This is a genomic window from Amycolatopsis sp. WAC 04169, from assembly GCF_003947535.1.
GTDB lineage: Bacteria > Actinomycetota > Actinomycetes > Mycobacteriales > Pseudonocardiaceae > Amycolatopsis > Amycolatopsis keratiniphila.
Genome location: NZ_QHJI01000008.1, coordinates 567,930 through 587,615 on the forward strand (window position 1 = coordinate 567,930; position 19,686 = coordinate 587,615).

The 19,686-nt window shown below is 70.6% G+C and carries 16 protein-coding genes; 12 read left to right on the top strand and 4 right to left on the bottom strand.

The annotated features are described in order from the left end of the window. Positions 1-25 precede the first annotated feature (25 nt). Entirely contained in the window at positions 26-1,111 is a 1,086-nt protein-coding gene (locus tag DMC61_RS25095) for a neutral zinc metallopeptidase (RefSeq protein WP_233594933.1), read from the bottom strand. Between the two features lie 216 nt (positions 1,112-1,327). On the opposite strand from DMC61_RS25095, the gene DMC61_RS25100 reads away from it, so the two are divergent. The 6 genes from DMC61_RS25100 (at position 1,328) to DMC61_RS25125 (ending at position 7,327) form a co-directional block, all read left to right on the top strand. Next, the gene (locus DMC61_RS25100) at positions 1,328-2,437 is read left to right on the top strand and encodes a hypothetical protein (RefSeq protein WP_125691658.1); all 1,110 of its coding nucleotides are present in this window, start codon (positions 1,328-1,330) and stop codon (positions 2,435-2,437) included. Then, on the top strand, positions 2,431-3,072 hold the full coding sequence (locus DMC61_RS25105; protein WP_125691660.1) for a DUF4129 domain-containing protein: 642 nt from the start codon (positions 2,431-2,433) through the stop codon (positions 3,070-3,072). The genes DMC61_RS25100 and DMC61_RS25105 overlap by 7 nt, the downstream gene beginning before the upstream one ends. Next, positions 3,069-4,193, top strand: a complete 1,125-nt coding sequence (locus tag DMC61_RS25110; protein WP_125691662.1) for a DUF4350 domain-containing protein — start codon at positions 3,069-3,071, stop codon at positions 4,191-4,193. The genes DMC61_RS25105 and DMC61_RS25110 overlap by 4 nt, the downstream gene beginning before the upstream one ends. A gap of 17 nt (positions 4,194-4,210) precedes the next feature. Further along, on the top strand, positions 4,211-5,170 hold the full coding sequence (locus tag DMC61_RS25115) for a MoxR family ATPase (RefSeq protein WP_083715427.1): 960 nt from the start codon (positions 4,211-4,213) through the stop codon (positions 5,168-5,170). Then, entirely contained in the window at positions 5,170-6,456 is a 1,287-nt protein-coding gene (locus DMC61_RS25120) for a DUF58 domain-containing protein (protein WP_125691664.1), read from the top strand. Before DMC61_RS25115 ends, DMC61_RS25120 begins: the two co-directional genes overlap by 1 nt. A gap of 88 nt (positions 6,457-6,544) precedes the next feature. Beyond that, positions 6,545-7,327 carry an RICIN domain-containing protein gene (locus DMC61_RS25125; RefSeq protein ID WP_125691666.1) on the top strand — a complete coding sequence of 261 codons (783 nt, stop codon included), beginning with the start codon at positions 6,545-6,547 and terminating at the stop codon, positions 7,325-7,327. Positions 7,328-7,747: 420 nt separating this feature from the next. Here DMC61_RS25125 and DMC61_RS25130 read toward each other — a convergent pair whose 3' ends face one another. After that, the gene (locus DMC61_RS25130) at positions 7,748-8,821 is read right to left on the bottom strand and encodes a hypothetical protein (RefSeq protein ID WP_125691668.1); all 1,074 of its coding nucleotides are present in this window, start codon (positions 8,819-8,821) and stop codon (positions 7,748-7,750) included. A 17-nt stretch (positions 8,822-8,838) separates the two neighbouring features. Next, positions 8,839-9,846, bottom strand: coding sequence for a stage II sporulation protein M (locus DMC61_RS25135; protein WP_063276343.1), 1,008 nt, complete (start codon positions 9,844-9,846; stop codon positions 8,839-8,841). A gap of 61 nt (positions 9,847-9,907) precedes the next feature. On the opposite strand from DMC61_RS25135, the gene DMC61_RS25140 reads away from it, so the two are divergent. After that, positions 9,908-10,795, top strand: a complete 888-nt coding sequence (locus DMC61_RS25140) for an RDD family protein (protein ID WP_125691669.1) — start codon at positions 9,908-9,910, stop codon at positions 10,793-10,795. A 63-nt stretch (positions 10,796-10,858) separates the two neighbouring features. Here the strand turns inward: DMC61_RS25140 and DMC61_RS25145 are convergent, their stop codons facing one another. After that, positions 10,859-12,118: a neutral zinc metallopeptidase gene (locus DMC61_RS25145; RefSeq protein ID WP_125691671.1), complete on the bottom strand. Its 1,260-nt coding sequence runs from the start codon at positions 12,116-12,118 to the stop codon at positions 10,859-10,861. A gap of 256 nt (positions 12,119-12,374) precedes the next feature. On the opposite strand from DMC61_RS25145, the gene DMC61_RS25150 reads away from it, so the two are divergent. The 5 genes from DMC61_RS25150 (at position 12,375) to nudC (ending at position 19,519) form a co-directional block, all read left to right on the top strand. Then, entirely contained in the window at positions 12,375-14,144 is a 1,770-nt protein-coding gene (locus DMC61_RS25150) for a DUF2207 domain-containing protein (RefSeq protein WP_233594941.1), read from the top strand. 76 nt (positions 14,145-14,220) lie between these two features. Then, positions 14,221-15,807, top strand: coding sequence for a DUF2207 domain-containing protein (locus DMC61_RS25155; protein WP_199750100.1), 1,587 nt, complete (start codon positions 14,221-14,223; stop codon positions 15,805-15,807). A gap of 21 nt (positions 15,808-15,828) precedes the next feature. Then, positions 15,829-17,133 (top strand): pitrilysin family protein, encoded by a 1,305-nt coding sequence (locus tag DMC61_RS25160; RefSeq protein WP_016331539.1) that lies wholly within the window; start codon positions 15,829-15,831, stop codon positions 17,131-17,133. Then, a complete protein-coding gene (locus DMC61_RS25165; protein WP_125691673.1) occupies positions 17,130-18,506 on the top strand; it encodes a pitrilysin family protein in 1,377 nt (458 codons plus the stop codon). The genes DMC61_RS25160 and DMC61_RS25165 overlap by 4 nt, the downstream gene beginning before the upstream one ends. Further along, positions 18,506-19,519 (top strand): NAD(+) diphosphatase, encoded by a 1,014-nt coding sequence (gene nudC, locus DMC61_RS25170; protein ID WP_125691675.1) that lies wholly within the window; start codon positions 18,506-18,508, stop codon positions 19,517-19,519. The genes DMC61_RS25165 and nudC overlap by 1 nt, the downstream gene beginning before the upstream one ends. Positions 19,520-19,686: the final 167 nt, after the last annotated feature.

Consider the following 19,686-nt stretch of genomic DNA (forward strand, 5'->3'; position numbering starts at 1 on the left):
GCGGCACTTCACGTACTTCCGAGACTCAGGAAACGGCGCTCGAGGGAGCCGAGAAGGTGTTGCAGTCGGCGATCCGGTTGTTGCTCGCCCCCGCCCGCCACCACGACGCGTAGTGCGCGTTCGTCCCGTGGTCCTGGCTGCGCGAGGTGTTGTCGCCGCGGGTCTCCTGGTCGTTCCAGGCCTTGTTGTACATGTCCCGGCTGACCGTGCCGCCCTGGTCGACGTGCGCGCCGAGGAACATCCCGGAGAAGCACTGCGCCTGCAGTTCCTTGCGCCGCGACATCTCCAGCCCGGCGGGGCTGTTCTGGCCGGCGTCGTAGATCTTCTGCCAGGCCGCGTCCATCAGCCCGGCGACCTCCTGCACGTGATGTCCGTACTCGTGCGCGAAAAGGGCCAGGTAGACGCCGGGGTTGTTGCCGTACTGGTCGGTCTGGAGACCGCGGAACGGCACGTAGAGGTTGTTCTCGCAGTAGTACGCCGCCGTCGCGATGCCCACCTGGATGGTGCCGCATTCGGTTTCGAAGCTGGCCCCGGTCGGGAAGTGCAGTGCGGGCGGGGTGAACGGCAGGTCGTAGGCGTCGAGGAACGGGCCCCAGGCGTTGTCGAGGCATTTGCCCGCCGCGGTGAAGAACGCCTCGGCGGCCTGCTGGCTGCTCTGCCACTGCGGCAGCGTGCAGACCCGGTTCTGCAGGCCGGCGTTCGGGTCCTGGAGGATCGGGTGGTCACCGAGTTTGAGGATCTTCTGCGGCCCGCTCGACGAGGACGGCGCCTTGGTCGGTGAAGACGGGAACGGGTTCGTCGACGACGAGGGCGACGAAGACCCGCTCGGCGGCAGTCCGGCCTGCGAAGGCGTGTTCGGCAGCGTGCTGTAGCCCGCATTCGCTACGTGATCGGAGTCGTCACGATTGAGTGAAACGATCGCGACCAGGCCGAGGACCAGGACGGCGACCGCGCCGAGGCAGATACCGACGATCGCGCCAACGGACCGGCGTGGCGGCGGAGGCGGGAAGTGGTGCGGCGCGCCGTGCCACTGGGCAGGGGGCTGGCCGTGCACCGGCGGTGGCTGGACGGCGCCGCGTGGCGGCCACTGGCCGTGGGGCGGTTGCGTCATCAAGTCGGTCCCGGTGGTTCTAGGGGCGAACCGGGGGTACCCGGTCCGATGTTCAGCATAACGAGCTAACGGCGTCCCCACCCACAGCTCGGCTGCAGAGGGTATCCAGCGTGAGGCGAGCGGTCACCCATCAGTGTCGTCCCCCCAGCTCTGGCTGGGTGTCGGACCCTCTGGAAGAGTGTTCGTAAGCAACGTGAACGGGTAAGGGGCTGTCGCATGACGGAGACCGGCGGACCGTCCGGGCCGGAAGGCACCGAGACGCCGAAGCCGCAGGCGGACCAACCGGCACAGCCGCAGGCGGACTCGCCGACGCCGCCGCGGGGGGAAGCGGCGCAGCAGTGGCAGTCACCCTCCGGGGCGACGCCACCGCCTCCGCTGCCGTCGTACCAGCCCCCGCCGCAGCAGCAGTACCCGAACTGGAAGGTCGGCCTCGGCAGGCCCGGTGTCATCCCGCTGCGCCCACTGAACCTCACCGACATCCTCGACGGCGCGGTCACGGCCATGCGCAAGTACTGGCGGATGGTCTTCGGGGCCGCCGCGGTCACCGCCGTGCTCACCGCGGCCATCAACCTGGTCGGGCTGCTGCTGGTCGACACCACCGCCGACCTGGAACAGATCCGCGATCTCGGCCCGGCGGCCACCGATCAGGAACTGATGAACCAGATGCTCGGCATCCTCGGCGGGACGCTGGCGACGTCGTTCATCACCCTCGTCGCGACCCTGCTCGGGACCACCGTCCTGACCGGATTCCTGACCGTCCTGATGGGCAAGGCCGTCCTCGGCAAGCCGGTCACCTTCAAGGAGGCCGCGAAAGAGGCGGCGCCCCGGCTGCTGCCGCTGCTCGGGCTGACCGTGCTCTACACGCTGGCGATCCTGGTCGGGGCGGTCTTCTGCCTGCTGCCCGCGATCATCCCCTACACCTTCTGGGCGCTGGCCAGCCCGGCGTTCATCCTCGAACGCGGCACCGTGTTCGAGGCGTTCCGCCGGTCGGTGAAGCTGGTCTCGGGCATGTTCTGGCGGGTCTTCGGGATCCTGCTGCTGGCGTACGTGATCTCGTCGTTCCTGGCGTCGATCATCACGATCCCGTTCAGCTTCAGCGCCTTCCTGTCGATCTTCGGTGACCTGAACCAGATCTACGTCCCGTCGACCGGCGACCTGATCCTCCAGTCGGTGGGCACGGTGATCGCGCAGACGATCGTCGGCCCGTTCAGCGCGCTGGTCACCGTGATCCTCTACATCGACCAGCGGATGCGCCGCGAGGGCATGGACATCGAGCTGGCCCGCGCGGCCGGGATCCAGACGCCGCCCCCGCCGCAGGCATGGTGACGCGCTTCCTCACCGAGGTCCCGGTCGACATCGACCGGGACACCGCCCGGCTGCGCGCCGCCGAGGAGCTCTCGGGCCAGGCCTATCAGGCCGCGAGACCGAGCTGGCTGGCCGAGGCGTTCGACTGGGTGGTCGAGAAACTGCTGCGGTTCCTCGAAACGGTCAACGGAGCCGTGCCCGGCGGGATCTTCGCCGTGGTGCTGCTGGCCGTCGTGCTGATCGTGCTGGTGGTGGTGATCCGGCTGAAGTCCGGGCCGTTGGCGACGTCGGCCAAGAGCGGGCGCGCCGTGTTCGCCGGGCAACGCAAGGCATCCGGTGAACACCGCAAGGCGGCCGAGGAGGCCGCGTCGCGGGGCGACTTCGACGACGCCGTCCGTGAACGGTTCCGTGCCGTGGTGCGGTCCTTGGAGGAGCGGGCGCTGCTGGACGAGAAGTCCGGGCGGACCGCGGACGAGGCCGCCATCGAAGCCGGACGGCTGCTTCCCGACGTCGCCGAGCCCTTGCGCGCCGGCGCCCGGCTGTTCGACGACGTCCACTACGGCGGTATCCCGGCCACGGCGGACGGCTACCGGTCACTGTCCGATTTGGACGAACGCTGCCGTCGTGCCCGGCCTGTCGCCTTGGCGGCCGGATGACCTCGGTTTCGCCCGACGCCCGCCGGATCTGGCGCGGGGTACGGCTCCCGCTCGCGGTCGTCCTCCTGATCGTGCTGACCGGCACGCTGCTCGTGCTCTTCCAGGGCGAGCGGACCACCGGCGCGCTCGAACCGGGTTCCTACGAGCCCGCCGGCGGCCGCGCGCTGGCGACCCTGCTGGAACGGGAAGGCGTCAAGATCCCGATCGTGCGCACCGCCGCCGAGGCCAAAGGGGTCGCGAGGGACGCGACGGTCCTGATCACCAAACCCGATTACGTGCCCAAGAGCACCTTCGCGGAGATCCGCCAGAGCGCCGAGCACGTCGTGCTGGTGCAGCCGAGCTCCGGCACGGTCGAGGAAGTCCTTCCCGGCGTGCGGGTGAACGGCCAGGTCGAGACCGAGACCCGCGCGCCGGAGTGCCAGGCCGCGGATCCCGTCGCGGCGGGGAGCGCGACGATGGGCGGCCTGACGTATTCGGCCACGCAACCACGGGCGCTGGAATGCTACGGCGGTACGTATCTCGAGGTCCCCGGTCCACAAGGGACGGTGACGGTGCTCGGCACCCCCACCCCGCTGACCAACGACTGGCTGGCCGACGAAGGCAATGCGGCGCTGGCGATGCGGATGCTCGGCAAGCACGAGCGGCTCGTCTGGTACCTGCCGACGCCGGCCGACCCGTCGCTGGAGCCCGAGAAGAAGCCGCTGTCCGAACTGATCCCGGCGGGCTGGTCGTACGCGGCGCTGCAGGCCGGGGTCGCGGTGGTACTGCTGGCGCTGTGGCGTTCGCGGCGATTGGGCCCGGTGGTGACCGAGCCGATCCCGGTCGTGGTCCGCGCGGCCGAGGCCACCGAGGGCAGGGCGAGGTTGTATCGCAAGGCGAAAGCCGCCGCGCACGCCGGGGAAACCCTGCGTGAGGCGGCTCGCGCGCGGCTCCGGCCGTTGCTGGGGCTCACCCGCGACGCCGAACCGGCCGCTCTGGTGGAGTCCGTCGCCGTACGGACCGGCCGGGCGCCCGCCGAAGTCGGCGCGCTGTTGTACGGGGACCCGCCGGCGGACGACGCCGCGCTGGTGCGGCTGGCGGACGGACTCGATGTCGTGGAACGAGAGGTGGAGCGGTCTTGAGTAGCGATCAGTCCAGTATGGACGGTGCGGCCGATGCCAGGGCGGCGCTGATCGCCCTGCGCGCCGAGGTCGGAAAGGCCGTGGTGGGCAACGACGCGGCCGTCACCGGGCTCATCATCGCGTTGCTGTGCCGGGGACACGTACTGCTCGAAGGCGTGCCAGGGGTGGCGAAGACGTTGCTGGTGCGGGCGCTGGCGGCCGCGCTGGACCTGGAGACGACCCGGGTGCAGTTCACGCCGGACCTCATGCCGGGCGACATCACCGGTTCGATCGTCTACGACGCGCACAGCGGCGAGTTCTCCTTCCGCGAGGGCCCGGTGTTCACGAACCTGTTGCTGGCCGACGAGATCAACCGCACGCCGCCGAAAACGCAGTCTTCGCTGCTGGAGGCGATGGAAGAGCGTCAGGTCTCCAGCGACGGCAAGACGCGGCCGCTGCCCGACCCGTTCATCGTCATCGCGACGCAGAACCCGGTCGAATACGAAGGCACGTACCCGCTGCCCGAGGCGCAGCTGGACCGGTTCCTGCTGAAGCTGACCATGCCGATGCCGTCCCGCGAGGACGAATTCGGCATCCTTTCCCGGCACGCGCAGGGTTTCGACCCGCGTGACCTCGGCGCCGCCGGGGTCACGCCGGTCGCCGGGATCGCCCAGCTCGACGCCGCGCGGCGCGCCGTCGCCGGGGTCACCGTGCGGCCCGAGGTGCTCGCCTACATCGTCGACGTCTGCCGGGCGACACGGTCGATGCCGTCCGTACGGCTCGGCGTCTCCCCGCGTGGCGCGACCGCGCTGCTGGCGGCGACCCGGGCGTGGGCGTGGCTCGCGGGCCGCGACTACGCCACCCCGGACGACGTCAAGGCCTTGGCGCGGCCGTCCTTGCGGCATCGCCTCGACCTGCGGCCCGAGGCCGAACTCGAAGGCGCGACCGCCGACGGCGTGCTGGACCGCGTCCTCGCGTCCGTACCCGTTCCGCGCTGATGGCCGTCACCGGGCGGCTCGGGCTGCTGGCGCTCCTCGCGGCGCCGGTGGTCGGTTTCCTGCTGCCCTCGTGGGCCGGGATCGGGCTGGCCGCGGCGGTGCTGTTGCTGGTGGTGGTGCTGGATCTCGTGCTCGCCGGGAGTGTGCGAAGGCTTCAGTTCGCGCGGTCCGGCGCGACGTCCGTGCGGCTGGGGGAGGAGTGCGAGGTCACGCTCACCGTGGCCAATCCCGGCGGCCGCCCGGTGCGCGCGTGGCTTCGCGACGCCTGGCCGCCCAGCGCCGGCGCGGACGACCGGCACCGCCTGACGTTGCCCCCGGGCGAACGCCGGGTCGTGACCACGCGGCTCCTGCCGACCCGTCGCGGCGACCGGACGGCGGTCCGGGTCACCGTCCGGTCGACCGGGCCGCTGGGGCTCGCCGCGCGGCAGGGTTCGCACGACGTGCCGTGGACCGTGCGGGTGCTGCCGCCGTTCCACAGCCGCAAACATCTGCCGTCGCGGCTGGCGCGGCTGCAGCAGCTCGACGGCCGCAACGCGGTGCTGATCCGGGGCCAGGGCACGGAATTCGACTCGCTGCGCGAATACGTGATCGGCGACGACGTCCGGTCGATCGACTGGCGGGCTTCGGCGCGCGCGTCGGATGTCATGGTGCGCACCTGGCGTCCCGAACGCGACCGGCACGTGGTGCTGGTGCTCGACACCGGCCGCGTTTCGGCGGGCCGGGTCGGGGACGCGCCGCGCCTCGACGCGGCGATGGACGCGGCCCTGCTGCTGGCCGTACTCGCCGCCCGCGCGGGTGACCGCGTCGATCTCCTGGCGTACGACCGGCAGGTCCACGCGGCGGTCCAGGGATCGACGAATCTGTTGCCCGCCTTGGTGAACGCGATGGCGCCGCTCGAACCGTCGCTGGTCGAGACCGACGCGCGGGGAATGGTCGCGGAGGTGCTGCGGCGCACCCGGCGGCGCGCGCTGGTCGTCCTCCTGACCGGACTGGACGCGGCGCCACTGGAGGAAGGCCTGTTCCCGGTGCTGTCGAAGCTGACCTCGCGGCACCAGCTGATGATCGCTTCGGTCGCGGACCCGCGGGTCGCCGAGATGGCGGCGGGTCGTGGCGACGCGGAAGCCGTCTACGACGCGGCCGCGGCCGAGCGGGTGCTGGCCGAACGGCGCCAGGTCACCGCGCGGCTGGCGCGGCACGGGGTCGAGGTCGTCGACGCCGTGCCCGAGGATCTGCCGCCGCGGCTGGCGGACCGGTATCTCGCGCTGAAGGCGGCCGGACGGCTTTGACGCCGAACCCGATGGAGTGGTGCCGGTTGGCGTGCGGGCGCGCGGACGGTTAGCTCGGAAGTCCGGACCGACGCGATGGGGGTCAGATTTGCGCAAGCTCGTGCTGTTCTTCGCGGTACTCCCGGCGATGCTGCTCGTGTCACCCGCTTCCGCGCAGCCCGCCGGGAAGCCTGTCCACCTCGCCGACGGCGGCGGGACCGTCTCCTTGGCCGCGGCCGACGGCAAGCTCTCCCTCGCCGACGCGAAGGACGCCAACGCGCAATGGGTGTACGACAAGGCGGCGCTGTCGTACACCCATGTCGCGAGTGGACAGTGCCTGGCGGCGATCAGCCCGGTCGACGGGGTCGGCGTCAAACTCGTGGCGTGCGACGGCAAAGACCGTCTCCAGCAGTGGCGCCGCAACGCCGGGCTGCCCGGGCTGGTGCTGCTGGCGAACGTGGCGACCGCGCGCTGCCTGACCGCGGAGGCGCCGACCGTCGGAGCGCGTCTGTATCAGGAGGTCTGCTCTCTGCCAGGACTGTCCAACACCTGGGCGGCCGGGGTGCGGACACTCGCGATCCTGTCGGGGAACGGGCAGCGGCTGTCCACGAAGACGCCCGGGCAGCCGTTCGTGGTGCGCGTGATCGGGGAGAACGGCCAGCCCGCCGCCGACGTGCCGGTGAACTTCTTCGTCCGCGCGGCACGGCCGAAGAACGTGCTGGTCTTCGAAGGCGGCGCCGAGACGGCGACGGCCAAGACCGGCGCCGACGGTTCGGCGGCGAGCCCGAAGATCGTGCTGACCGAACCGGGCGAGTTCGAGATCCGGTTCACCGGCAGCGCGAGTCTGGAGGACGGGAACAGCATCACCTTCGAGGGCAGCTGCACCTGTTGAGCTTCGGCCGGGTGGGTCGTGAGTGGCGTTTCGGGAGCGGGTAGGTGTGCTTATCCACGTCCGAGTAGAGCGAATGTGAAGCAACGACGGGCGGTCGGTCGCGGAGTTCGATGGCATCGGAACTCGCTGAGGCATAGTCGAGTGTGGAGGATTTGGGACGTTCAGCGTCCCGGATCCTCCACACTCGAATCACTTGACCGGTACGACGGTCGGCTGTGCGGGTCTCGGATCTTGATCAACGGAGAATCGGGGACACTCAACGTCCCCGATCCTCCGTTGATCAAGCTCGTAAGACCCAAGAATCTCCCGGTTGGCGGCCGTGTGGGGAGGATTTGGGACGTTCAACGTCCCAAATCCTCCCCACACGCCACCGCCCAAGGGGCACCGAGACGGCTCACGACCAACCCGGCCCACGCGGAACTAAGCCACCAGCGCGAAACTCGAGTAGTACTCGCCTGAGGGATCCCGCGAACCGCTCCGGTCCGGGCTGACCTCCGCGCCGACCCAGCCCTGGAACGCGCCCGCGTCGTCGATCACCTGCAGCAGCGGGCGGACGTGGCTGTTGCCGAGGTAGCAACCGTTGTAGGACAGGCATTCGCACCAGAACTCGTAGCTGTTGCGCCGCCCGCCGAAAGCGTCGCTCAGGTAGTAGAACCGCCTGTCGCCGGTGTCGATGATCTTCTTCGCGCAGGCCTCGTATCCGGCGCCGGGGAGGCAACAGGAGGTCGGGGCGCATCCGGAGTCGTACTGCACGTACCCGAGACAGGAGCCGTCGTCGCACTTGTTCCACCCCGGGCCGACGCCCAAAGCACCGCTGCTGCCGCGGGTCCAGTTCGTGATCGCGCGGCGGTTCACGCCCTGCCCTTCGAGCAGGTACGACCGCTGGGTCGCGCGGACCGAGCTCATCGGAGCCTTGCTGGTCTGCGCGAGGGAGGCGTTGCTGCCGTAGGCGATGCCGCTGGTGATCGAGTAGTTGTCGCTCACCAGTTGCAGGCGTCCGAGACCCGGCCTCGGCTCCGAAACGGCCCACGTCTCCGTGAGGTTCACGGGAGTGGTGGTGCCGTCGACGGTGCTGCTGGTCCAGGTGATGGCCACCTGTCCGGAGTTCTCGGTATAGGTGCCGGTGAAATGGCTGTTCGGGGCGCCGGTGAAGCCGGGCGCGGTCTTGATCGGGCAGTTGTTGCGGGGATTGGTACCCGGCGCCCAGTCACCGCAGTAATAGACGTCGCCGCTGTCGACCGGGGCCGGGAAGCCCGCCTGGCTCCAGGTCCAGAAGTTGTGCGCGACGGTGTTGTCGGCCGAGTTGAACACGAGATAGCCGAGACGGACGTAATTGCGGTCGGCGTCGGTCCGGAATCCGCCGACGCTCACCACCCAGTTCTGTTTGCCCGACGGCGCGGACACGGTCCGAGCCTGGGACGCGCCGACGAGGAGCGTCGAGGCGAGTACGGACAGGACGACGATCGCGAAGGCGCGTAACCGTTTTCTCCCCATGAAAGGAGCTAACCAGGTCAGCCCGCTTCCGGTCGAGAATCTCCAGCGTATCGCCAGTCGACATCACCCACTTCGCCCGCTTTCGCGGCGCGACGCCCGACGACGAACACGTAAAGTAAGAACGCGACCTCGGCGATTACTCCGATTCCTATCCTCGCCCAGGTCGGCAGGCCCGACGGGGTCACGAAACCCTCGATCACGCCGGAGATCAGCAGTACGACGGTCAGCCCCAGCGCCATCACCACGACCGAGCGCCCCTGTTCGCCGAGCGCCGCCGTCCGGGAGCGGCGGCCCGGGTCGATGACCGTCCAGCCGAGCTTGAGGCCCGTCCCGGCCGCGACGAAGACCGCGGTCAGCTCCAGCAGGCCGTGGGGCAGGATCAACCCGAAGAACACGTCGAGCCGTCCGGCGGAGGACATCAGCGCCGCGCCGATCGCGAGGTTCAGCGAGTTCGCCCAGAGCGCGTAGATCACCGGGACGCCCAGCACCACGCCGAGGAACAGACAGGTCGCGGCCACCCACGCGTTGTTTGTCCAGACGCGCGCGGCGAAGGAACCCGCGGGGTCGGACGTGTAGTACGTCTCGTATTTCCCGCCCGGCGCGGTCAGGTCCTTGAACTCCTCGGGCGAGGCCAGCGACGCGAGCACCTGCGGGTCTCCGGCGATCCACACCGCCGCGATCGCCATCACCGCGATCGACGCCGCCGCCGACGCCAGCCACCAGCGACGGCTCAGGTACAGCGCGGCCGGGAACCGGTGGGTGAAGAAGAGGCCGACCTCGCGCCACGCGGGGCTGTGCGAACCGGTGACGGCCGAGCGCGCCTTCGCGACCAGACCGGACAGCTGCGCGACGAGCACCGGGTCGGGCGCGACCGAGCGGATGATCGAAAGATGCGTCGCGACGCGCTGGTACAGCGTCACCAGCTCGTCGGCGTCCGGGCCGCTGAGTTTCCCGGCGCGGCCGACGAGGTCACGCAGCCGGTTCCATTCGGCCTGGTGCGCGGCGACGAACACGTCCACGTCCAACTCGGAGCCCTCCCGGCGATCGTCCTTGGTCGCCCAGCCTATTCGTCACTACGCTTGCCAGGTGGAACAAGAGTCCGAACTCGTCACCGGCGAGGCCGTCGTCCTGGACGTGCGCGCGGCGAAACTGGCCAGCCGCGGGCTCGCCATGATGCTCGACGTCGCCCTCCAGTTGGTCGCCCTGATCGTCGCGATGCTGGTGCTCAGCCAGGTCGCCGCCTTCGGTGACGAGGCGCTGGCACTGACGCTGTTCCTGGTGACCCTCGTGCTGATCATGGTCGGCTACCCGGTGATCTGCGAGACGCTGAGCCGCGGCCGCACGCTCGGGAAGATGGCGCTCGGCCTGCGAGTGGTCCGCACCGACGGCGGCCCCGTGCGGTTCCGGCACGCGCTGGTCCGCGGGCTCGCCGGGTTCTTCATCGACTTCTGGGCGCTGGGCATGCTCGGCGTCGTGGCGGTGGTCACGTCGCTGCTGTCGCCCAACGGCCGCCGCGTCGGCGACTACCTGGCCGGCACGCTGGTGATCCGGGAACGCATGCCCGCGGCGCGGACGCCGTATGTCGGGATGCCGCCGCAGCTGGCGTACTGGGCTTCGCAGCTGGACCTGACCCGGCTGCCGAACGATCTCGCGCTGGCCGTCCGTCAGTACTTGAGCCGCACGAGCGAGCTTCGCCCCGAAGCGGCCGAAGCGCTCGGGTACGGGCTCGCGCAGCAGGTCGCGACGGCGATCGGGGCGCCGGTGCCGCCGGGGGTGCCGTCGTGGGCGTACCTGTCGGCGGTGCTGGCCGAGCGGCGGCAGCGGGATCAGGCGAAGTTGCAGCCCGCGGTCCAGTACGGGCCGCCGGTCGTGCAGTCCTACCCGCAGCCGACTGCCCCCGCCCCCGCCCCCGTCGCCCAGCCCCAGCCGCCGTCGGAGCCCGCCCCGGAGAACCCCTTCGCCCCGCCAGGCTGACCCCAAGCGCGTGAAGGCCCCCTTCCCTCGGCTCAGCCGAGGGAAGGGGGCCTTCACGCGACGTCAGGAAACGTCGGCCGACTTCGCCGCCCACGTGTTGCACTGGAACATCCGGTTCTTCTGCGCGCCGTGTTGCCACCACGAGGACGCGTGCGCGTCGGAGCCGTGGTCGCGCGGGCCGCCGTTGTGGTCGCCGCGGTCCTGGGTCTGCCAGGCGTCGCGATACATCGCCTGATCGACCGAGCCGCCGCGTCCCACCGTCGAACCCAGGAACGTCCCGGAAAGACACTGCGCCGAAAGCTCGTTGCGCCGCGACATCTCCAGGCCCGCCGCCGAATCGGTGCCCGCTTCGTACCGTGCGTCCCAATAGGCCTCCGAGATCCCCGAAAGCGCCTGAATGTGATGCGCGTACTCGTGGGCGAAGACCGCCAGATAGACCCCGGGCCGGTTGCCGTACTGCGGCACCTGAAGGCCTTCGTACGGCATGTACAGCGTCTCGTTCTGCGAACAGTAGAACGCCGCCACCGAGCCGCCGCTGGCGTCACCGCACGGGCTCGACCAGTTCTTGCCGGACGGGTATTTCACGGTCGGGACCCGGAACGGCAGTTTCGTGTAGTTCATGACCTGCTGCCAGGCGCTGTCCAGACAGGGCCGCGCGCTTTCGAAGAAGGCCGCCGCCGCGTCCGGGTTGTTCGCCCAGCGCGAGAGGTTGCACGGCTGGTTCGGCAGGCCGACCTGGGAATCGAGCCACAGTGGATTGTCCGCCAGCTTGTGGTGCGGTTGCGGGCCGGACGGCGCACGGCTCGCAGAGGTCTCCCGGGTGGAGCCGGTCGACGTCTCACGTGTGCCGGTCGAGTCTCGCGAACTGGTGGTCGTCGTCGACGTCGTCGTATCGCTGGTCGTCGTGTAGTCCGAAGTGGAGGTTTCCGAATAGCTGGAGTAGCCGACGTCCGCGACGTGTTTCGACTTGCCGTTCGCGATGGTGACCACCATGAGCAGCCCGCCCATGACCGCCATCACCGCCACGATCGCGATCGCCGCGATCACCCCGCCGTTCGACTTCTTGGCTTGATATCCGCCGTAGGGCGCGAAAGCGGGCTGCGCGAAACGCGGACCGTACGGAAGCTGCGGCGGGCCGACGGCACCGGGCCGGAACGGGACCGGCGCGCCGATCTGCGGCGGCGGCAGCGGTGCCGCGCCCGGCGGGGGCAGCGGCAGGCCACCGCTCGGCGGACCCGGCCGGAACGGCGGCGGAACCGGCGTCGGCCGGGAAATCGGCGGACGACCGGGCGGGACGGGGCCCGGCCGGTTCGGCGGCGGCATCGGCGGGCCCCCGCGCGGCGGAAGCGGACGTGCCCCCGGCGGCGGGAGCGGACGCCCGCCCTGCGGCGGGAGCTGTCGGCCACCCTGCGGCGGCCGGGGTGGTGGCGGAGTCGGCCGGCGCCGCGGATCAGGCGGGCCGGGCGGCTGCTGGTTCATCGAGTGGATCCCCCATGCTGTTCGGCAACGCCGTTCGCCCAGGTGGCGGATTCGGCGTTTCGGCGGTCAGCATAGATCGGCTGCCCTAGAGTGTGTGGCTGTGTTGACGAAATGGGGGACGGCGGTCGTGGCCGTCGCGGCGAGCTCGGCCTTGATGGCCCCGCCGTCGGATACGAATGTGCCGGAGGCGCCCGGAGCGGGCCCTTCGCTGACCAATGCGCCACAGCTGCCGAAGCCGCCACCGCTGGGCGCGCGCGGTCAGCTCGGGCTGCTCCAGCCACCGAGCGGAGCGTTCACGAACGTCGCGGTGAAGGTGGAACGCGACGGCTCGCTGTCGATCACCGAGCAGGTGACCGTCCCGGGTGGACAGCATCTGGTGCGCCGGATCCCGTTCAAGGTTCCCGCGGGCGAGGAACAGGACCGCGTCTACGGGATCCGTGACGTCTCGGTCGAGGGCGCGGGCAAGACCGAGCCGAACGGCGAACAGCTGGTCGCCACCTTCGACGGTGGCGCGTCCACCCTCAAGTACAAAGTGGACGGCGCGGTCGCGGACGTCAACGGCGCCCAGCAGGTGCGCTGGCAGGTCGCGAGCGGCTGGGACGGCGAACTGTCCCGCGTGTCCGCTTCGTTCAGCGCGCCGACGCGCGAAATGCCCACAGTGGACTGTTTCGCCGGGCCGCTCGGTTCGGACAAGCAGTGTTCGCTCGCGGAGACCGACCACAGCGGCGTCGTCCGCATCGAACAGGACAAGCTCGCGCCGGGCGAACGAGTCGACCTCGCCGTCCAGCTCCCGGCCGGCACGGTGCCCGCGAACGCGCGGTTCGAGCAGATCGCCTCGGTCGGCGGCGCCTTCGCCCTCACCACCCTCGCCGGCCTCGGTTTCGGGGCGCTGGCCCTGTTCCTCGTGCTCGGCGTGCTCGCCGTCTGGCTGCTGCGCCGTCGTGACCGGGGCGCGCTCACCGCGGGCACCGGCCCGGTCGACGTCCTCATGCGCGAAGGCGACCGGGTCTCGTTCGCCTCGCCCGACGGTGTCCTGCCCGGACAGGTCGGGACGGTCGTCGACGAGACGGTCGACGTCGTGGACGTCAGCGGAACGGTGGTCGACCTCGCGGTCCGCAACTACCTGTGGATCGCCGAAGTCCGCGGCGCCGGCACGGTCGATTGGCAGATCGCGCGCCGCAACGCGCCGGACGAGCACCTCGCCGCCTTCGAGCGCGAGATCTACACCGCGCTCCTGCCCGAGGGCACCGATTCCGTCCTGCTGTCGGAACTCCGCGGCCGCGGCACCGTCGATCTCCGTGTCGCGGGCGAGGCGATGTACGCCGACGTCGTGCGCAAGGGCTGGTTCTCCCGGCGGCCGGACAAGGGCAAGAGCAAACTCACGTGGGCGGGTATCGGCCTGATCGCGCTCGGACTCGTGGCGACGGTCGTCCTGACCTTCACGGCAGGCCACGCGCTGCTCGGTGTCGCGGTCGCGCTCGCCGGGATCGCGACGCTGCTGGGCGCCTCCTGGGTGCCGCCGAGGACTACGCGCGGCAGGCGCCTGGTCGGCCAGGTGCGCGGGCTGCTCGAATACCTGCACACCGTCAAGGTCGCCGACATTCCGTTGGGGGACCGGGAAATGGTGTTCTCCCGGTCGCTGCCGTACGCCATCGTGCTCGGCGACACCGAGCACTGGCTCCGGACGTTCGAGGCGCTCGACCCGTCGGCGGACGGTTCGGCCGGGCTGTACTGGTTCGGCGGGCTCGAAGGCGATCGGGATCTGCGCCGGTTCGCCGCGCATCTGCCGTCGTTCCTGTCCGCTTTGGACGGTCTCCTCGCCGAATCCGGTCACCTGCGTTCGCTGCGCCCGGAACCGGTCCCCGCCTGACGTGAACACTCGCAATTCGTCCTCTGAATGCGGTAGTTGCACACGCAAGTACCGCATTCAGAGGACTAAACGCGTGCTGTTGCTGGTCGGTCTCCTGCTGGTGCTGGGCGCGGCACCGGCGGGGGCGCAGAGCGAACCGCAACTGCCCGCATTGCCGAACAGCGCGGAGATCTCGCTCAAGGTGGAACGCGACGGCGCGCTCACGGTCGTCGAGGCCGTGTCCGTGCCGAGCGAGGCGACGATGACCCGCCGGATCCCGCTCCGCACGGCCGCCCCGCGCGACCGCGACCGGATCATCGGCATCCGTGACGTCGTCATCGAGGGCGCGGGCAACTCCGAACTGACCGATGACGAGTTCACCGTCAAGCTCAAGGGCGGCACCTCGGTCGTCCGGTACACAGTGGACGGTGCGGTCACCGAAGCCGACGGCTTGACCAGGGTGAGCTGGCAGCTCGCGAGCGGCTGGGACGCCCGGCTCGAACTCGTGCGGGCGAGCTTCGCCGCGCCGTCGATCCCGAACGCGGTCACCTGCTACGCCGGGCCCGAGGCGTCGCGCGCGCACTGCGCGACCGCCCAGATCGCGCATTCCGGGCTGACCCGGTTCAGCCAGCAGAACCTCGCACCGGGGCAGCGGATGGAGATCTCGGTCGAACTGCCCGGCGGCACCGTCCCGGCGAACGCGCGCCTGGAGCCGTCGAAGACCTTCGCCGGAGCGTTCGTGCTCACCACCCCGGTCGGCTGGGCGTGGGGCGGCTTCGCGCTCGCGCTCATCGCGGCCGCCGTCGGCCTGGCCCTCCTGCGGAGGCGGGACAGGCACCCGGGCGACGCGCTCCCGGTCCGCTTGCTCGCCGGGAAGGCGTTCTCGTCACCCGACGGTGTGCTCCCCGGACAGGTCGGGACCGTCCTCTCGGGCCGAGCCGACGCCGTCGACCTGGCCGCGACGGTCGTCGACCTCGCCGTCCGGAACTACCTCTGGGTGAGCGAGGAGCCCGGCGAGCTGACCACCTGGCGGCTCGTCCGCCGCAATCCGCCGGACGAGCAGCTGACCACCTACGAGCGCGCCGTGTTCGATCTCCTCCTACCCGACGGAAGCGAGTCGGTGCTGCTGTCGGAGATCCAGTCCGCGCGGATCGGCGTCGAATCGGTGCGGGAGGCGCTGGACGACAGCGTTGTCGAGCGCCGCTGGTATTCGCGGCTGCCGGGCAGGCTGCCCCGCGCCGGCCTGCGGATCTGCCTCTACGGCCTGTTCCTCACCGTGCTGCTGGCGTTGACCGTCGGCTACGCCCAGCTCGGGCTGATCGTCATCGCCGCGGGCGCGGTACTCGCCGTCGCCGCCCGGTGGCTGCCGGTGCGTACCGGCGCCGGTGTCGTGCTGCACCGACGGCTGCTGGGCGTGCGCGAGGCGCTGCTGGCGACCAAGGCGGCGGACGTCCCGAAGCTCGAACGCGAGGTGCTCCTTTCCCGGGCGCTGCCGTACGCGCTCGCTCTCGGCGAACAAGAACGGTGGGTCGCCGGATTCGCCGAACTGAAGGGTCCGCCCAAGATCTACTGGTACGGCAAGGAAGACGACGGCGAGGTCCCGATCGCGCGGGTGGGCGACTTCACCGCCGCGCTAGTGGGAACCTTCGCCGCGACCCGCCAGGGTCGTCGCCTGGAGGCCTGAGTAGCCCGTAGGGTGGTGCGCATGGCCGATCCCGAGCTTGTCCGATTCACCCTCGACAACGGTCTGCGCGTGGTGCTCGCGCCCGACGCGACCGCTCCGGTGGTGGGTGTCAGCGTCCACTACGACGTGGGCTTCCGTTCCGAGCCCGAAGGGCGCACCGGTTTCGCGCACCTCTTCGAGCATTTGATGTTCCAGGGGAGCGAGAGCCTGGAGAAGCTCGCGCACTTCCGGTACGTCCAGTCGAGTGGTGGCAGCTTCAACGGCTCCACCCATCCGGACTACACGGACTACTTCGAGGTCCTCCCCGCCGCGGCTCTTGAGCGCGCCCTGTTCCTCGAAGCGGACAGGATGCGGGCGCCGAAGCTGACGCAGGAGAACCTGGCCAACCAGATCGACGTGGTCAAGGAGGAGATCCGCCTCAACGTGCTGAACCGGCCGTACGGCGGGTTCCCGTGGATCCTGCTCCCGCCGGTGCTGTACTCCACGTTCCCCAACGCGCACAACGGTTACGGCGGTTTCGAGGATCTCGAACAGGCCACCTTGGACGACTGCGCGGCCTTCTTCGACACCTACTACTCGCCCGCGAACGCGGTGCTGACCGTCGCCGGTGACTTCACCGTCGAGGAGGCCCGCGAGCTGATCGAGAAGCACTTCGGCGACGTGCCGCACCGGCCCGCGCCGCAGCGTCCGTCGTTCGCCGAGCCCGCCCCCGAGGGCGAACTGCGCGGCGAGCACGTGGACCCGCACGCCCCGCTGCCCGCGGTCGGCGTCGGCTACCGCATGCCGGACCCGATCAACGACCTCGACGGTTACCTGGCGAACCTCGTGCTCGCCGGCGTGCTGACCGACGGCGACGGCTCCCGCCTGCAGCAGCGGCTGGTGCACCGTGAGCCGCTGGTCGTCGACATCGGCGCGGGCGCCGGCCTGTTCGGCCCGTTCGAGGCGCGCGACCCGGACACTTTCACCATCACCGCGATCCACCCGCACGAGGTGAGCACCGACCAGGTCCTCGCCGCGCTGGACGAGGAGCTGGAGAAGCTGGCGGCCACGCCGCCGGAGGACCAGGAACTCAAGAAGGTCACCGCGCGCTGGGCCGCGAGCCTGCACTCCGAGCACGACAAGCTGGTGTCCCGCACGCTGGCCCTCGGCTCGTTCGAGCTGCTCTACGGCGACGCGTCACTGGTGTACCGGCTCGCCGAGAAGATGTCGGCGGTCACCGCGGAAGCCGTTTCGGCGGCGGCGAAGGCGCTGCGGCCGGACTCGCGGGCCGTCCTCGTCGTCCGCCCCGGTAGTGCCGATTCCGATCAGGAAGGTTCCGAGCAGTGAGCGCACCGCACCGCACCGCCGAGGAGATCGGCCGCACGGCCGCCGGGCCGCGTCCGGTCCCGTCGCTGGGGACGCAGCGCGCCGCCGCGGATCTGTCCCATGTGGACACCACGCTGGGCAACGGGCTGCGCGTGCTCGCCGTCCGGAAGCCGACCGTGCCGCTGGTCGAGCTGCGCGTCTGGATCCCGTTCGCCGGTGAGGACAAGCTGCACCCGGCCACCGCCGAGGTGCTGGCCGAAACCCTGCTGACCGGCACCGCCCGCCGCGACCGCATCGAGATCGACGCGGATCTGGCGCTGATCGGCGGCGACCTCGCGTCCGGCGTCGATCCGGAGCGCCTGGTCGTCACCGGGACCTCGCTGGCCGACGGCCTCCCGACGATGCTCGACGTCCTCGCCGACGCGCTCACCGGCGCGTCGTACGCGGACGCCGAGGTCGAGCGGGAACGCGAGCGGCTCATCGAGCGGATCGCCGTGTCCCGCACGCAGCCGAGGACGATCGCCCGTGAGGCGCTGCAGAAGCACCGCTACGGCGACCACCCCGCGGTCCGCGAGGTCCCGCAGGCCGAAGACGTCGCCGTCGTGACGCCGGAACAGGTTCGCGCGCTGCACCGGGCTTCGGTGCTGCCGCGGGGATCCGTGCTGGTGATCGTCGGCGACATCGACCCCGAGACCGTCATCGGCGACCTGGAGAAGGCGTTCGGAGGCTGGGCTTCGGACCGCTCCGCCGTCCGCCTGCCCGCGCTGCCCGAGCTCACCGGCGGCAATGTCCTGCTGGTGCCGCGGGCCGGTGCCGTGCAGTCGCAGATCCGGCTGTCCGCGCAGACCGTGTCGCGCACGGACCCGCGCTACCCGGCGCTGCAGCTGGCGAACCTGGTCTACGGCGGGTACTTCTCGTCGCGGCTGGTCGAGAACATCCGTGAGGACAAGGGTTACACCTACAGCGCGCACTCCGGATTCGAGTTCACCGACCAGACCGCCGTGGTGAACGTCGACGCGGACACCGCGACCGACGCGACCGCCGCCGCGCTCATGGAGACGCGGTACGAGCTGGCCAGGCTCGGTCTCGTGCCGCCGACCGCCGAAGAGGTCGAGTCGGTGCGCCAGTACGCGATCGGTTCGCTGGTCACGGCCGCGTCGTCGCAAGGCGGCCTGGCCGCGCAGCTCTCCGCGCTCGCCGCGACGGGGCTGGGTGTCGAATGGCTGGCCGGGCATCCGGAGCGTCTCGCCGCGGTCACCGCCGAGGACGTGGCGAACGCGGCGCTGGAGTTCTTCGCGCCCAAGCGGTTCACCGGGGTCGTCGTCGGCGACGCCGATGTCCTCGCGCCGAAGCTGACGGCGCTGGGCGACGTGACCGTCGGGGAGCCCGCCTGATGGAGACGCCGTTCGGGTTAGGGGCGCTCCCGACGCTTTCGCGCTCCACGGCGGACCGTCAGGAATCCTTGCGCACCAACCCGGACAGGCTCGCCGAGCGCTGGCCGAACGCCCGGGTCGTGCTGCTCGACGAGCACGCGCGCACCCCGGTGGTGGAGGGTTCCGGCACGCTCGCGACCCGCAAGTCGCAGGAGTTCGGCACCGAGCCGCCCGCCGAGGCGGTCTTCCTGGGGGAGTGGCAGGGCACCGACTACTGGTCGATGCCCGGCCGCCCCGCCGGGGAGACCGAGACCGTCGAAATGGCGGGCAGCTGGGGCGTCATCGAACAGGTCGCCCGCCACGAAGGCGAGATCTGGGTCGACCTGCGTGGCTACGGCGACCTGCTCGACGACACGTCGGCCGGGCTGTTCACCACCGCGCAGGCGCTGCAGGCCTGGCGGCGGCAGGCGAAGTTCTGCACGCGCTGCGGCAGCCCGACCGAACTGATCCAGCTGGGCTGGGCGAGCAAGTGCACCGGCTGCGGCCGGGAGGAATACCCGCGTACCGACCCGGCGGTGATCTGCCTCGTGCACGACGACGCCGGCGTCAACGGCGAGCACGTCCTGCTGGCGCGGCAGCCGATCTGGCCGCCGGACCGGTACTCGATCCTCGCCGGTTTCGTCGAGGCGGGGGAGTCGCTCGAAGGGTGTGTCGAGCGGGAGATCCGCGAAGAGGTCGGCGTCGAGGTGCGCGACGTGCGTTATCTCGGCAGCCAGCCGTGGCCGTTCCCGCGGTCGATCATGCTCGGCTTCACCGCGCGGGCCGACATCTCCGCGACGATCGTGCCCGCGGAGGGCGAGATCGAAGAGGCGTTCTGGGTTTCGCGCGAGGAGGTGCGGGCCGCCTTCGCGAACAGTCAGCTGCGGAACGCGGGCGCCGTGCCGACCCCGATCGCCGGCGGGACGCGGCAGCTGGTGCTGCCGGGGAACTCGTCGATCGCGCGCGTGATGCTGGCGGCCTGGGCCGGGGTCTGACGAGTAGCAAGGGACCTTTGCTACCACTTTTCCGACTCGTTCCGTGAAGGCCTGGCGGATTCACGTGGTGGTTGCAACACGCATTGTTTGTTGGTTGAACAGTAGTGCTTCGAGGGCTTCGGTGGGTGTGTGCCAGTTGAGGGTTTGGCGGGGGCGTTCGTTGAGTT